At 71.3% G+C, this 12,415-nt stretch carries 13 protein-coding genes and 1 pseudogene; 8 read left to right on the forward strand and 6 right to left on the reverse strand.

The window, feature by feature from the left end; all coding sequences use genetic code 11:
- Window positions 1–267 precede the first annotated feature (267 nt).
- Complete coding sequence (locus IE267_RS07380; RefSeq protein ID WP_189762519.1) at window positions 268–1,386, reverse strand: S-adenosylmethionine:tRNA ribosyltransferase-isomerase; 1,119 nt, start codon at window positions 1,384–1,386, stop codon at window positions 268–270.
- Between the two features lie 83 nt (window positions 1,387–1,469).
- Window positions 1,470–2,159 (reverse strand): annotated as a pseudogene (locus IE267_RS07385) (SDR family NAD(P)-dependent oxidoreductase); the annotation flags it as partial.
- Between the two features lie 306 nt (window positions 2,160–2,465).
- Between IE267_RS07385 and IE267_RS07390 the strand changes: the two are divergent.
- The 3 genes from IE267_RS07390 to IE267_RS07400 all read left to right on the forward strand — a co-directional run bounded on the left by IE267_RS07390 (window position 2,466) and on the right by IE267_RS07400 (window position 4,734).
- Window positions 2,466–3,644 (forward strand): GAF domain-containing sensor histidine kinase, encoded by a 1,179-nt coding sequence (locus IE267_RS07390; RefSeq protein ID WP_167154229.1) that lies wholly within the window; start codon window positions 2,466–2,468, stop codon window positions 3,642–3,644.
- On the forward strand, window positions 3,637–4,281 hold the full coding sequence (locus IE267_RS07395; protein WP_167154231.1) for a response regulator: 645 nt from the start codon (window positions 3,637–3,639) through the stop codon (window positions 4,279–4,281). Before IE267_RS07390 ends, IE267_RS07395 begins: the two co-directional genes overlap by 8 nt.
- Before the next feature lie 210 nt (window positions 4,282–4,491).
- The gene (locus IE267_RS07400) at window positions 4,492–4,734 is read left to right on the forward strand and encodes a chaplin (RefSeq protein ID WP_161246922.1); all 243 of its coding nucleotides are present in this window, start codon (window positions 4,492–4,494) and stop codon (window positions 4,732–4,734) included.
- A gap of 187 nt (window positions 4,735–4,921) precedes the next feature.
- Here IE267_RS07400 and IE267_RS07405 read toward each other — a convergent pair whose 3' ends face one another.
- The gene (locus tag IE267_RS07405; RefSeq protein WP_167154234.1) at window positions 4,922–5,707 is read right to left on the reverse strand and encodes an Rv1486c family protein; all 786 of its coding nucleotides are present in this window, start codon (window positions 5,705–5,707) and stop codon (window positions 4,922–4,924) included.
- Window positions 5,708–5,856: 149 nt separating this feature from the next.
- Here IE267_RS07405 and IE267_RS07410 point away from each other — a divergent pair, with 149 nt between their 5' ends.
- The 4 genes from IE267_RS07410 (at window position 5,857) to IE267_RS07425 (ending at window position 9,124) form a co-directional block, all read left to right on the forward strand.
- Window positions 5,857–6,648, forward strand: a complete 792-nt coding sequence (locus IE267_RS07410; protein ID WP_161245305.1) for an ABC transporter ATP-binding protein — start codon at window positions 5,857–5,859, stop codon at window positions 6,646–6,648.
- A 64-nt stretch (window positions 6,649–6,712) separates the two neighbouring features.
- Window positions 6,713–7,144, forward strand: a complete 432-nt coding sequence (locus IE267_RS07415; protein WP_161245312.1) for an NfeD family protein — start codon at window positions 6,713–6,715, stop codon at window positions 7,142–7,144.
- An 80-nt stretch (window positions 7,145–7,224) separates the two neighbouring features.
- Entirely contained in the window at window positions 7,225–8,190 is a 966-nt protein-coding gene (locus IE267_RS07420) for an SPFH domain-containing protein (RefSeq protein ID WP_167154236.1), read from the forward strand.
- 160 nt (window positions 8,191–8,350) lie between these two features.
- Window positions 8,351–9,124, forward strand: coding sequence for a sulfite exporter TauE/SafE family protein (locus IE267_RS07425; protein WP_189762471.1), 774 nt, complete (start codon window positions 8,351–8,353; stop codon window positions 9,122–9,124).
- A 142-nt stretch (window positions 9,125–9,266) separates the two neighbouring features.
- Here the strand turns inward: IE267_RS07425 and IE267_RS07430 are convergent, their stop codons facing one another.
- The 3 genes from IE267_RS07430 to IE267_RS07440 form a co-directional block, all read right to left on the reverse strand.
- Window positions 9,267–9,782: an HNH endonuclease gene (locus IE267_RS07430; protein WP_161245308.1), complete on the reverse strand. Its 516-nt coding sequence runs from the start codon at window positions 9,780–9,782 to the stop codon at window positions 9,267–9,269.
- A 179-nt stretch (window positions 9,783–9,961) separates the two neighbouring features.
- Window positions 9,962–10,498 (reverse strand): YbhB/YbcL family Raf kinase inhibitor-like protein, encoded by a 537-nt coding sequence (locus tag IE267_RS07435; RefSeq protein ID WP_161245309.1) that lies wholly within the window; start codon window positions 10,496–10,498, stop codon window positions 9,962–9,964.
- A gap of 56 nt (window positions 10,499–10,554) precedes the next feature.
- Window positions 10,555–11,337, reverse strand: coding sequence for a sporulation protein (locus tag IE267_RS07440; RefSeq protein ID WP_189762472.1), 783 nt, complete (start codon window positions 11,335–11,337; stop codon window positions 10,555–10,557).
- 140 nt (window positions 11,338–11,477) lie between these two features.
- Between IE267_RS07440 and IE267_RS07445 the strand changes: the two genes are divergently transcribed.
- Window positions 11,478–12,119, forward strand: coding sequence for a DNA-3-methyladenine glycosylase (locus IE267_RS07445; protein WP_167154241.1), 642 nt, complete (start codon window positions 11,478–11,480; stop codon window positions 12,117–12,119).
- The last annotated feature ends 296 nt before the right edge of the window (window positions 12,120–12,415 follow it).

Genomic DNA, 12,415 nt, shown 5'->3' on the forward strand with positions numbered 1-12,415 from the left:
CTGTTGGACCTCTTCCGAATGACTGGGGACGGCGCAGTGAAACGCCGCGGCGGTTGGCCGCAGCGCTGTGCGACGAGAGCCATTGTTAGCGGCCGCAAAATCTCGTGGCAAAGCTGCTACATACGAAGCCGGGTAGTGGATCACGAGCCGACGAAAGGCGGCTCGTACCCACTCCCGACGGGCTAACACGCCTTTTATTCGTCCACTAGCCGGCTTCGTAAGTGATGTGCGTCCTATGCGCGGGCTCACATCGGACGGGTAACAGAATCACCAGACGTTGCTGGAGCAATGCGCAGTGTGAGGGTTCTCCTCCGGAAGGAGGAGATGGACGTCGCCGAACTCGTGCCACAGGTAGAGCCGGCTCAGCGCCTGGTCGTAGGCGACGGCCAGCGCCTCGCGCCCCGCGATCGCCTCCAGCATCAGCAGATGCGAGGCCTCCGGCTCGTGCAGCCCCGTCAGGAGGCCGTCCACCACCCGCACCCCGCGCCGCGGCGTCACCACGAGATCGGTGAAGCCCGCCGCCTCCCGCACCACCCCGTCGGGCCCGGCCGCCGACTCCAGGGCCCGCACCGCCGTAGTCCCAATGGCCACGATGCGCCCACCCGCCTCCCGCCGCACCCCTTCCCGGGCAGCGCATCGCACGCCGCGCCCTCTGCCCGCGCGGGCCGCGTTCACCAGCAGGGCCGTCGACCGCGGCACCTCGAAGCGCTCCGGGTACGGCGGCTCGTGCGCCTCCGCCGACGCCACCCCCGTATGCAGCGTGACCGGCGCGAACAGCACCCCGCGCCGCACCAGCTCCGCGACCAGAGGGGCCGTGAAGGGCCGCGCCGCACTCGGCATCTCCGCCGAGCCGAGCCCGCCGGGCGCGGGCAGCGCGAACACCGTCTGGTAGGCCGCGAGCGGCTGGTCCCGCTCGGTGTAGGAGTACCGGATGGGCCGCCCGTACCGGCGCATCAGATCCGGTACGTCCCCCGCCGACGCCCGCGCCCACCACAGCCGGTCCGGGCTCAGCGCCTCGTCGAGCACGAGCCGCTCCCCGCCGGGCAGTGCCACGACGGCCCCGGCCCGGTCCCCGGTGCGCCGCTCCGTACTCCCGGACGCCCCGGGCGTCCGCAGCTCCACCGCCCAGCGCCCGTCCGCGCCCAGCGTCGAGAAGTGCACCACCACCGGCGCCCCCGCCACCACGCCGTCGACGGCAGCGGGCAGCGTCTGCGAGGTGTTGACCACCAGCACGTCGCCGGCCCGCAGCTGCCCCGCCAGATCGCGGAAGGCGTGATGGGAGACGGCCGTGCCGCGCGACACCATGAGGCGTACGTCGTCGCGCCCCGATCCGCGCACCTCCGCCGGCACCGAGGCGAGCAGCCCGTCCGGCACCCGCACCACCATGGGCGCCGTCACCGCCCGGCCTCCGCGCGACCGTCCGCCGCCACGGCCTTCCCGCGACCGTCCGCCGGGACGTCCTCCCCGTGGCCGGCCGCCAGTGCGGCAGCGCCGTAGCGGCCGCTCGGCGGGCGCTCGTCGAGCAGCCGCAGGAACCCCGGCACCACCGCCGAGGGCTCGGGCCGCCCCGAGTCGTCGTCCGGCACCGCCGCCGCGTACAGGTCGGTGCGCATGTCGCCCGGGTCCACCGCCCACACCCGCAGCCCCGGCTCCTCCACGGCGAGCACCGCCGCCAGCTGGTCCAGGGCCGCCTTCGACGCCCCGTAACCGCCCCACGTCCCGTATGCCTCGGCCGCCGCGTCCGAACTGACCGCGACCACCGTGCCCGTCGGGGCCGCCCGCAGCAGCGCGAGACCTTCCTGTACGAGCCCGAGCGCCGCGACCACATTGGTCTCCAGGGCCGCCCGCAGCCCCGCAAGACCGAGCTCCGCGAGCGGTACGAGCGGCTCCGCGCCCAGCGCGGAGGCGTTGTTCACCAGCAGATCGAGGCCGCCGAGCCCCCGCGCCGCCGCCACGAGCTCCGCCCGGTGCCGGGCGTCGGTGACGTCCCCGGGCAGCGCCACGACCTTCGCGCCGTACGGTTCCAGGCCGCGCGCAGCCTCCTTCAGTACGGGTGCCGTCCGGGCGTCCAGGACCAGATCCCAGCCCCGTGCCGCCAACGCTTCGGCCAGTGCCCTGCCCAGCCCCTTCGAGGCGCCCGTGATGATCGCAACCGGCATGATGTCCGACCCCTCTGTTCCGTCCGTCGACCTGTCGCTTCTCGGTCCGGTCCGGCTCCGCACCGCGTGCGGACCGGGCTGTTGCCCCGGGCCCCGCCCCGACCGGCCGGCCGAGGCGGGCTCCGATGGGTCCAGCGTGGCTCCGGGCACACCGGCGCCGCCTCGGACGTGGGGACCGGCCCGGGACGGCACTTCGCCCTAAGGCCGGTGGCCCGCCAGGGGTACTTCGGCCTAGGCCCGGCGGCCTAGGCGCCGGCCGTCCACAGGCCGAGGCGCACTGTCGCACTCCGCCGGTACGGTGACCACATGAGCCGTCCCGCCGACCCCGTCGGAGCAGGTCAGAGCCCGTCCCCGAGCGCGGGCCTCGCCGCCGTGAGCACCGCCCTGCTCGCGATGAGCAGGCACCTGGAGGTCGGGGACGTCCTCAAGACGATCACCGCGTCCGCGCGCGAACTCCTGGACGCGGAGTACGCGGCGCTCGGCGTCCCCGACGACCACGGCGGCTTCGCCCAGTTCGTGGTCGACGGCGTCAGCGACGAGCAGTGGCGGGCCATCGGACCACTGCCGCGCCAGCACGGCATCCTCGCCGCGATGCTCCACGAGGAGAAGGCCGAGCGCCTCGACGACGTCCGCAAGGACCCCCGCTTCGAGGGCTGGCCCGCCGCCCACCCCGACATGTCCGACTTCCTCGGCATGCCGATCCGTGATGGCGACGAGACGCTCGGCGCGCTCTTCCTCGCCAACAAGCGCTGCCCCCGCCCCGGCGGCGGCTGCGGCTTCACCGAGCACGACGAGGAACTGCTGCGGCTGCTCGCCCAGCACGCCGCGATCGCCCTCACCAACGCCCGCCTCTACGAGCGCAGCCGCGAGTTGACCATCGCCGAGGAGCGCTCCCGGCTCGCCCACGAGCTGCACGACGCGGTCAGCCAGAAGCTCTTCTCGCTCCGCCTCACCGCCCAGGCGGCCACCGCCCTCGTCGACCGCGACCCGGCCCGCGCCAAGGGCGAGCTCCAGCAGGTCGCCCTCCTCGCCGCCGAGGCCGCCGACGAACTGCGCGCCGCCGTCGTGGAGTTGAGGCCCGCCGCCCTGGAGGAGGACGGCCTGGTACACACCCTGCGCACCCAGATCCAGGTCCTCGACCGGGCGCACGCGGCCCGTGTCACCTTCGAAAACCGGGGCGTGCGCGCCCTGCCCCCGGCCCAGGAGGAGGCCTTGCTGCGCGTGGCCCAGGAGGCCCTCCACAACGCCCTGCGGCACTCGGGGGCCGGCCGCGTCGAGGTGGTCCTGGAGCGCAGCGGCCAGGGCGCGGTCCTGCGGATCGGCGACGACGGCCGGGGCTTCGATCCGGGTCTGGTCCGCCGCGCGGGCCGCCACCTCGGCCTGGTGTCGATGCGGCACCGGGCGAGCGGAGTCGGCGGCAGGCTCACCGTGCAATCGGCACCCGGCGAGGGCGCCACGATCGAGATGGAGGTCCCCGGTGGCTGACAAGGTGATCAGGGTCCTGCTCGTGGACGACCACCAGGTGGTCCGTCGAGGACTGCGTACGTTCCTGGAAGTACAGGACGACATAGAGGTGGTGGGGGAGGCGTCCGACGGCGCCGAGGGCGTCGCCCGCGCCCAGGAGCTGAAGCCGGACGTCGTCCTGATGGACGTCAAGATGCCGGGCATGGACGGCATCGAGGCCCTGCGCAAACTCCGCGAGCTCGCCAACCCGGCGAAGGTCCTCGTCGTCACCAGCTTCACCGAGCAGCGCACGGTCGTCCCGGCCCTGCGCGCCGGCGCGTCCGGCTACGTGTACAAGGACGTCGACCCGGACGCGCTGGCCGGAGCGATCCGCTCGGTCCACGCCGGGCACGTGCTGCTCCAGCCCGAGGTCGCGGGCGCCCTGCTCAGCCAGGACGAGGGGTACGGGGGCACCGGGCGGGGCACGACCCTGACCGAACGCGAGAAGGAGGTCCTCGCGCTGATCGCGGACGGCCGCTCCAACCGCGAGATCGCCCGCCACCTCGTCCTGTCCGAGAAGACCGTCAAGACCCATGTGTCGAACATCCTGATGAAGCTCGACCTCGCCGACCGTACCCAGGCCGCCCTGTGGGCCGTCCGGCACGGTGTGGCCGGCTGAGCCGCGGCGAACCGAACGGCGACCCCGAACCGGACCGCGAATCCGAACCGAACCGCGAACCGAACACGGAAGCGGAGCGTCAGGGTCCGGTAGAAGATTCATACCGTCGTGTGGATGTCACCCACATAGCGCATCCCCCGGAGCGGCCCTGCGTTCTCCATGGCATGCCGCGCCGGTCCGGCCGCGGCGACGACCAGGAGGATCCAGAACATGAAGCTCAACAAGGCTCTCGCCGTCACCGTGCTCGCCGGAGGCGCCCTCGCCGCCGCGACCGGTGCAGCCTCCGCCCACGGCGGGGCCGACGCCAACGGCACCGCCCAGAACTCCCCGGGCGCCGTCTCCGGCAACCTGGTCCAGGTCCCGGTGCACGTGCCGGTGAACGCGACGGGCAACACGGTCAGCGTGATCGGCGTCCTCAACCCCGTCTTCGGGAACCAGAGCTCCAACTTCTGATCCCGCCCACGCGGCGACCTCCGGCCCCCGGGTCCCGCCCGGGGGCCGTCCCCTTTCCCTTTGCGGTTTTCCGGGGCTTCCTCTCCGGGACTTCAGCCGATCGAGGAGCTCCTGGTGCGATGAGCTCCTGTTCCCACGGGCCCCTCGCCGTCCCCAAGGGCTCCCTCGGCCTCCGCGGTGCGGGGCCTCAGCCCCGCTCCCGCTCCTCCACGTAGGCGTTGTACGCCGCGACCCTGGCCCGTCGCGCCACCCGCTCCACCGGGCGCAGCGCCTCGCCGCGCGCCGCGATCTCGGAGGCGCTCACCGCGCCACCGTGCCCGTTCTCGGACGCCAGTGACACCAGCAGCGCCACCCGCCGGGCCAGCTCCAACACCCTTACCGCGCGCGGCGGATACCCCGGTGCGAGCACCTCCTCGTCCGGGCCCTCCACCCGCGAGCGGTACGCGTCGATCGCGGCGGCCGCCGCCGGACCCGAACCCGCCACGTCGAGCCGGGTCAGCGCGGCCGTCGCGTCCCGCAGCCCCTCCGCGAGCTCGCGCTCCGCCTCGCCGAGCGAGGGCACGTCCGCGGGCGGCGCCTCGCGCACCGCGAGGCAGTGCCACACGACCTCCACGTGCACGTCCCCGGCGGGCCCGGCCTCGTACACCTCGGGCACGAGGCCGTACGGCGCCCCGAATCCGACCACGGCCTCCTCGGCTTCGAGCGCCCGCGCGTTGAACTCCGCGGGGCCGCTGAGCCCCAGCGGATGCCCGGCCACCGGGAGCGCGAGCCGCCAGCCACCCACCCCGAGCGTGCGCAGCCGGCCGAGCGCCAGGGTGAGCCCCACGGGCCCGGACTCGCCCGGCAGCCCCTCGACGCGGTGCACCGCATCGTCCCCGACGATCGCGAGCGCCGCGTCGTCCGGTGAGACATTTCCGGCCAACAGGGCGTTTCCCCAAGCGGCCAGCCGACCTGAACGTGGTTCCGAGAACATGGACACCAGCCTAGGGAAACCCCGCGACCGGACCTAGAGGCGGGATCACTTCGCCAGTGGCGTAGGTTTTCCCTGGGGACCGCGCCCACCGGCGCGCCCCGGAACGCACTCGCGAACTCAAGACGATGGCATGGGGAGACAACGCGCTCATGAGCGATGTACTGGAGCTGGTGGACGTATCCGTGGTCCGCGACGGACGCGCTCTGGTGGACGACGTCTCCTGGTCGGTCAAGGAAGGCGAGCGCTGGGTCATCCTCGGACCCAACGGCGCCGGCAAGACCACCCTCCTCAACATCGCCTCCAGCTACCTCTTCCCGAGCACCGGCACCACCAGGATCCTCGGTGAACAGCTCGGCCGGGTCGACGTCTTCGAGCTGCGCCCGCGCATCGGCATGGCCGGCGTCGCGATGGCCGACAAGCTCCCCAAGCGCCAGACCGTCCTGCAGACCGTCCTCACGGCCGCCTACGGCATGACCGCCACCTGGCAGGAGGAGTACGACGCCGTCGACGAGGACCGCGCCCGCGCCTTCCTCGACCGGCTCGGCATGACGGACTTCGTGGACCGCAAGTTCGGCACCCTCTCCGAGGGCGAGCGCAAGCGCACCCTGATCGCCCGCGCCATGATGACCGACCCCGAGCTCCTCCTCCTCGACGAGCCCGCCGCCGGCCTCGACCTCGGCGGCCGCGAGGACCTGGTCCGCCGCCTCGGCCGGCTCGCCCGCGACCCGTACGCGCCCTCGATGGTCATGGTCACCCACCACGTCGAGGAGATCGCCCCCGGCTTCACCCACGTCCTCATGATCCGCCAGGGCAAGGTCCTCGCCGCCGGCCCCATGGAGACCGAACTCACCTCCCGCAACCTCTCCCTCTGCTTCGGCCTCCCGCTCCTCGTCGAGCACCGCGGCGACCGCTACACGGCGACCGGGCTCCCGCTCAGCTAGGACCGCGGACCGCCCCGGGGACTTTGCGCCCTGTCGGTCGGGGGACGCCCGGACCTACCATGACCTGGTGGACATCGAGGCATGGGTGTGGTGGCTGATGGCCGCGGCGGCACTGGGCATCCCCCTGGTGCTGACCGCCATGCCCGAGTTCGGCATGATGGCGGTCGGCGCGGTCGCCGCCGCCATCGGCGCGGGCCTCGGCATGGGCCCCGTCGGACAGGTCCTGCTGTTCATCGCCGTCTCCGTCGCCCTCATCGCGGTGGTACGCCCCATCGCCGCACGCCACCGCGCCCAGCGGCCCCAACTCGCCACCGGCACCGAGGCGTTGAAGGGCCGTCAGGCCGTCGTCCTCGAACGGGTCGACGCCGACGGCGGCCGGATCAAACTCGCGGGCGAGGTCTGGTCCGCCCGCACGCTCGACACGGACCGGGTGTTCGAGCCGGGCCAGCAGGTCGACGTCGTCGAGATCGACGGAGCCACTGCCATCGTCATGTGAACCATGCCAGGATCATCAAGTCCGGTAAACGCCAACGTTTTCAGGGCCATCCGAGAGCAAGAAGGGCACGGGGGTAAGCGATGCAACCGATCATCATCGTCCTGATCATTCTGGTGGTGTTGGTCTTCATCGCCCTGATCAAGACCATCCAGGTGATCCCACAGGCCAGCGCCGCCATCGTGGAGCGCTTCGGCCGCTACACGCGGACCCTGAACGCGGGCCTGAACATCGTCGTCCCGTTCATCGACTCCATCCGCAACCGCATCGACCTCCGCGAACAGGTCGTCCCCTTCCCGCCCCAGCCGGTGATCACCCAGGACAACCTGGTCGTCAACATCGACACCGTCATCTACTACCAGGTGACCGACGCCCGGGCCGCCACCTACGAAGTCGCCAGCTACATCCAGGCGATCGAGCAGCTCACCGTCACCACGCTCCGCAACATCATCGGCGGCATGGACCTGGAGCGGACCCTGACCTCCCGCGAGGAGATCAACGCGGCCCTGCGCGGCGTCCTCGACGAAGCCACCGGCAAGTGGGGCATCCGCGTCAACCGCGTCGAGCTCAAGGCGATCGAGCCGCCCACCTCCATCCAGGACTCGATGGAGAAGCAGATGCGCGCCGACCGTGACAAGCGCGCCGCGATCCTCCAGGCCGAAGGCGTACGGCAGTCGGAGATCCTGCGCGCCGAGGGCGAGAAGCAGTCCGCGATCCTGCGCGCCGAGGGCGAGGCCAAGGCCGCGGCCCTGCGCGCCGAGGGCGAGGCCCAGGCCATCCGTACCGTCTTCGAGTCCATCCATGCCGGCGACCCCGACCAGAAGCTGCTCTCCTACCAGTACCTCCAGATGCTCCCGAAGATCGCCGAAGGCGACGCCAACAAGCTCTGGATCGTGCCCAGCGAGATCGGCGACGCCCTCAAGGGCCTCTCCGGCGCCTTCGGCAACCTCGGCGGCGGCATGCCCGGCTTCAACACCGGCAACACCGGCAACACAGGCAACGGCAGCAACGGCACGGTCGAGCGCCGCGAAGAACCCCCCGTCGACTAGACCCCGGCCCGGGAACCCGCGCGCCGGCCGTCCGACACCCGGCCCGAACGAACGACCCGTGCTACGGGGCAAGTTGACTGCCCCGTGCACGGTTCGTGCATGATCAGTGCGGCCCCTCGACCTCCACGGCGGGGAGGCGACTCACTGAACGGGTAAGGAGATGGCCTTGTCCATCTGGGAAGCACTCGCGGTCTTCGCGGCCGGCATCGGCGCCGGCACCATCAACACCATCGTCGGATCCGGCACGCTGCTCACCTTCCCCGTGCTCCTGGCGACCGGCCTGCCACCGATCACCGCCAACGTCTCCAACGCCCTCGGCCTGGTCCCCGGTTCCATCAGCGGCGCCATCGGCTATCGCCACGAACTGCGCGGCCAGACCCGCCGCGTGCTCCGCCTCGGCGGCGTCGCCCTCGCGGGCGGGCTCGCCGGAGCGGCCCTGCTGCTCGCCCTGCCGTCCGCGTCGTTCGACGCGATCGTCCCCGTCCTCGTCGGCCTGGCCCTCGTCCTCGTCCTGTTCCAGCCCCGCCTGGCCGCCGCCATCGGACGACGCCGCGAAGCCCGGGGCACCGAAGCCCACCCCGAGGGCGGCCCCGCCCTCCTCGTCGGCCTCTTCCTCGCCAGCATGTACGGGGGCTACTTCGGCGCGGCCCAGGGCGTGCTCTACCTCTCCCTGATGGGCCTGCTCCTGTCCGACAGCCTGCAGCGCATCAACGCCGTCAAGAACATCCTCGGCGCCGTCGTCAACGGCATCGCCGCCGTCTTCTTCCTCTTCGTCGCCGAGTTCAACTGGACCGCCGTCCTGCTCATCGCCGTCGGCTCGACCATAGGCGGCCAGATCGGCGCCAAGGTCGGCCGCCGCCTGAAGCCCGCCGTCCTGCGCGGAGTGATCATCGCCGTCGGCATCGTCGCGATCCTCCAACTGACCCTCAAATAACGGCAGTACGCGCACTACGCAGACGGAGAGAGCCCGCCTTCGACCGAAGGCGGGCTCCCGGCAGACAAGTCGACCCCGAACGCACCACCACCCCGTACGCACCACTGCCCCGTGCGCGTACCGGCCCGACCCGGAGCGCGTCCTACGCCGCCGGCACGGCCCCGGTGGACAGCCACGCGGGCAGCTCCGAACGGTCCCCGACCGCCATCGCAAGCAGCATCGCGTCGGCGGGAGAGGGCACGAACGGCTGCCGCAGCAGCGGCATCCCCGCCTCCTCCGGAGTCCGGTCCGCCTTGCGGTGATTGTCCTCGGCGCAGGACGCGACCGTGTTCAGCCAGCCGTCCCGGCCACCCTGCGCCCGCGGCACCACATGGTCCACGGTCGTCGCGCGCCGCCCGCAGTACGCGCACCGGTGCTGGTCCCTGATCAGCACCCCCCGTCTCGACCACGGAGCCTGTCTTCGGAAGGGCACCCGTACGTATCTGCACAGCCGGATCACCCGCGGCACCGGTATGTCCATCGTCGCCGCACGCATCCGCAGCTCGGGGTGGGACTGCTCGACCACGGCCTTGTCCTGGAGCACCAGCACCACGGCACGGTTCAGTGTCACCGTCGACAGCGGCTCGAAGCTCGCGTTGAGTACCAGCGTGTCCCGCATCCTGCCCACCTCCGTAGTGCCGGCCCACCGACGCGGGCTGGGATCAACTCTGGCCGGGCTCGCCACGATGGACAACGCAATATCCGCGCCCGCCCCGGCGGTGAACCCGGACCGACAACAGAAAAATGCCCTGCCCTGATCTCTCCAAGACCAGGGCAGGGCAAACGGAAAACGAACGGTCAGCTCTCCTCGGGAGCCGTGTACTCACCGATGAGCTGAGCCCGCCCGAGGGTGTGGAAACGCAGATTGAAACCGACCACCGCGGGTGAGGCCTCAGCGTCCGGACCGAGCTTCTCGCTGTCGACCGCGTACACCGTGAACACGTACCGGTGCGTCTCCCCGGCGGGCGGCGCGGCACCGCCGAAGTCCTTCGACCCGTAGTCGTTGCGCACCTGCACCGCACCGCCCGGCAGCCCCTCGAACTTCCCGCTGCCCGCGCCCGCGGGCAGCTCCGTCACCGACGCCGGGATGTCGAACACCGACCAGTGCCAGAACCCGCTGCCCGTGGGCGCGTCCGGGTCGAAGCACGTCACCGCGAAGCTCTTCGTCCCGGCCGGGAAGCCCTCCCACCGCAACTGCGGCGAGGTGTTCCCGGCCGCGTAGACCTGGGCGTCCTTGAGCACGGCACCCGGCTCGACGTCCTCGCTCACCACGGTGAACGACGCCACCTCGGGGTGGAAGTCATGGGGAAGCGGCGGCCTCTTGAGCTCGCTCACGTCGGCACCTCCTGATTCGTCGGCAACTGGTACGCCCGAGCCTAGGGGGTCCGCCCTCAGAACCAGGCGCGCCGCCCGCCGACCTCGGCCAGCCACTCGTTGAGATACGCGGCCCAGTCCGTCCCCTGGAAGTCGTGCAGACCCACCTGGAACGAGCGGTAGGAATCGCTGCCCCCACTGAACAGGCCCGGCTTCTTGTCCATCTCGAGCACCACGTCCATCGCACGGTCGTCCGCCACGAACGACAGCTCGACCTGGTTCAGCCCCCGGTACTGCGCCGGCGGATAGAACTCGATCTCCTGGTAGAAGGGCAGCCGCTGCCGCGTCCCGCGGATGTGCCCCTTCTCCATGTCCGCGCTCTTGAAGCGGAACCCCAGCCGGATGAACGCGTCGAGGATCGCCTGCTGTGCGGGCAGCGGATGAACCTGGATCTGGTCGAGGTCACCCGAGTCGACCGCCCGGGCGATCTCCAGCTCCGTCGTCACCCCGATGTGCATGCCCCGCAGCTGCTGACCGTCGATCGCGGTGACCGGCGTCTCCCAGGGAATCTCCAGGCCGAACGGCACCACGTGCACAGCCCCCGCCTTCACCTCGAAGGCACCGCCGAGCCTCAGCTTGGTGAACTCGATGTCCTGCTTGTGCTCGTGCTCACCGCCCTCGACCTCGACCCGGGCCTGCAGCCCGACCGAGAGCCCCTCGATCTGCTGGTCGACCGACCCGCCCTGGATCCGCACCTCGCCCTGGACGACCCCGCCCGGCACCACATTGGTCTCGGTGAGCTCGGTCTCCACCGAAGCCCCGCCGGCCCCCAAGCTCGCCAGCAGCCGCTTGAACCCCATGCCAGTCCTTCCCCTATGTCCTGTGTCCACATCGACGTCCACGCCATCCACGTCCACGTCCACGTGTTCTCGACCTCGACCCCTACGAACGCACAACCGCGAAGCCCGGTTCCGCCCGTCGTCCACTACCCTCGGACGCCATGATCGCGGGCACCGAACGTACGCCACTCACCCGGAACTTCTTCGACCGGCCCGTCCTGGAAGTCGCACCCGACCTCCTCGGCCGCACGCTCGTACGACGGACCGATCAGGGCATCCTCGAACTCCGCCTGACGGAGGTCGAGGCCTACGACGGCCCGAACGACCCGGGCTCCCACGCCTTCCGCGGCCGCACGCCCCGCAACGACGTGATGTTCGGGCCGCCCGGACACGCGTACGTCTACTTCACGTACGGGATGTGGCACTGCCTCAACCTCGTGTGCGGCCCCGAGGGCCGGGCCGCCGGTGTGCTGCTGAGGGCGGGGGAGATCCGGGTGGGCGCGGAGCTCGCCCGCAAACGTCGACTCTCGGCCCGGCACGACAAAGAACTGGCCAAAGGCCCGGCCCGCCTGGCCACGGCGCTCGACGTGGGCCGCTCCCTGAACGGCACGGATGCCTGCGCCGGCCCCGACGCCCCGCTCTCCGTGCTGACGGGGACCCCCGTGCTGCCCGACCTGGTACGCAGCGGCCCGCGCACCGGGGTGGGCGGAGACGGCGCCCCCCACCCGTGGCGCTTCTGGATCTCGGACGACCCGACGGTGAGCCCCTACCGCGCGCACCAGCCCCGCAAACGTCGAACTTGACTCGGTCTCGACCGGCGCCTAACGTAGCCCGAGCCGCTTGAGACGGGCCCTGCTGTTCAGCAACCCCAGGCGGCCATCCACTCTCTACGATCGAACCCCAACGGGTGCGAATTTCGGCATGCCTTAATTCGAACTCGAATGACTCGATTATGAATGGCGGGGGAAACCCGCTAAAGTAGTGGACATGCCGAAAGGGAAACGCGAAAGCGAAGATCTCGAAGCAAACCCCGCCCCGACGGGGAATCGGACACGAAAGAGTCTGATAGAGTCGGGAACACGAAATACCGAAGGGAAGC

It is taken from the genome of Streptomyces xanthochromogenes (assembly GCF_014650455.1).
GTDB lineage: Bacteria > Actinomycetota > Actinomycetes > Streptomycetales > Streptomycetaceae > Streptomyces > Streptomyces xanthochromogenes.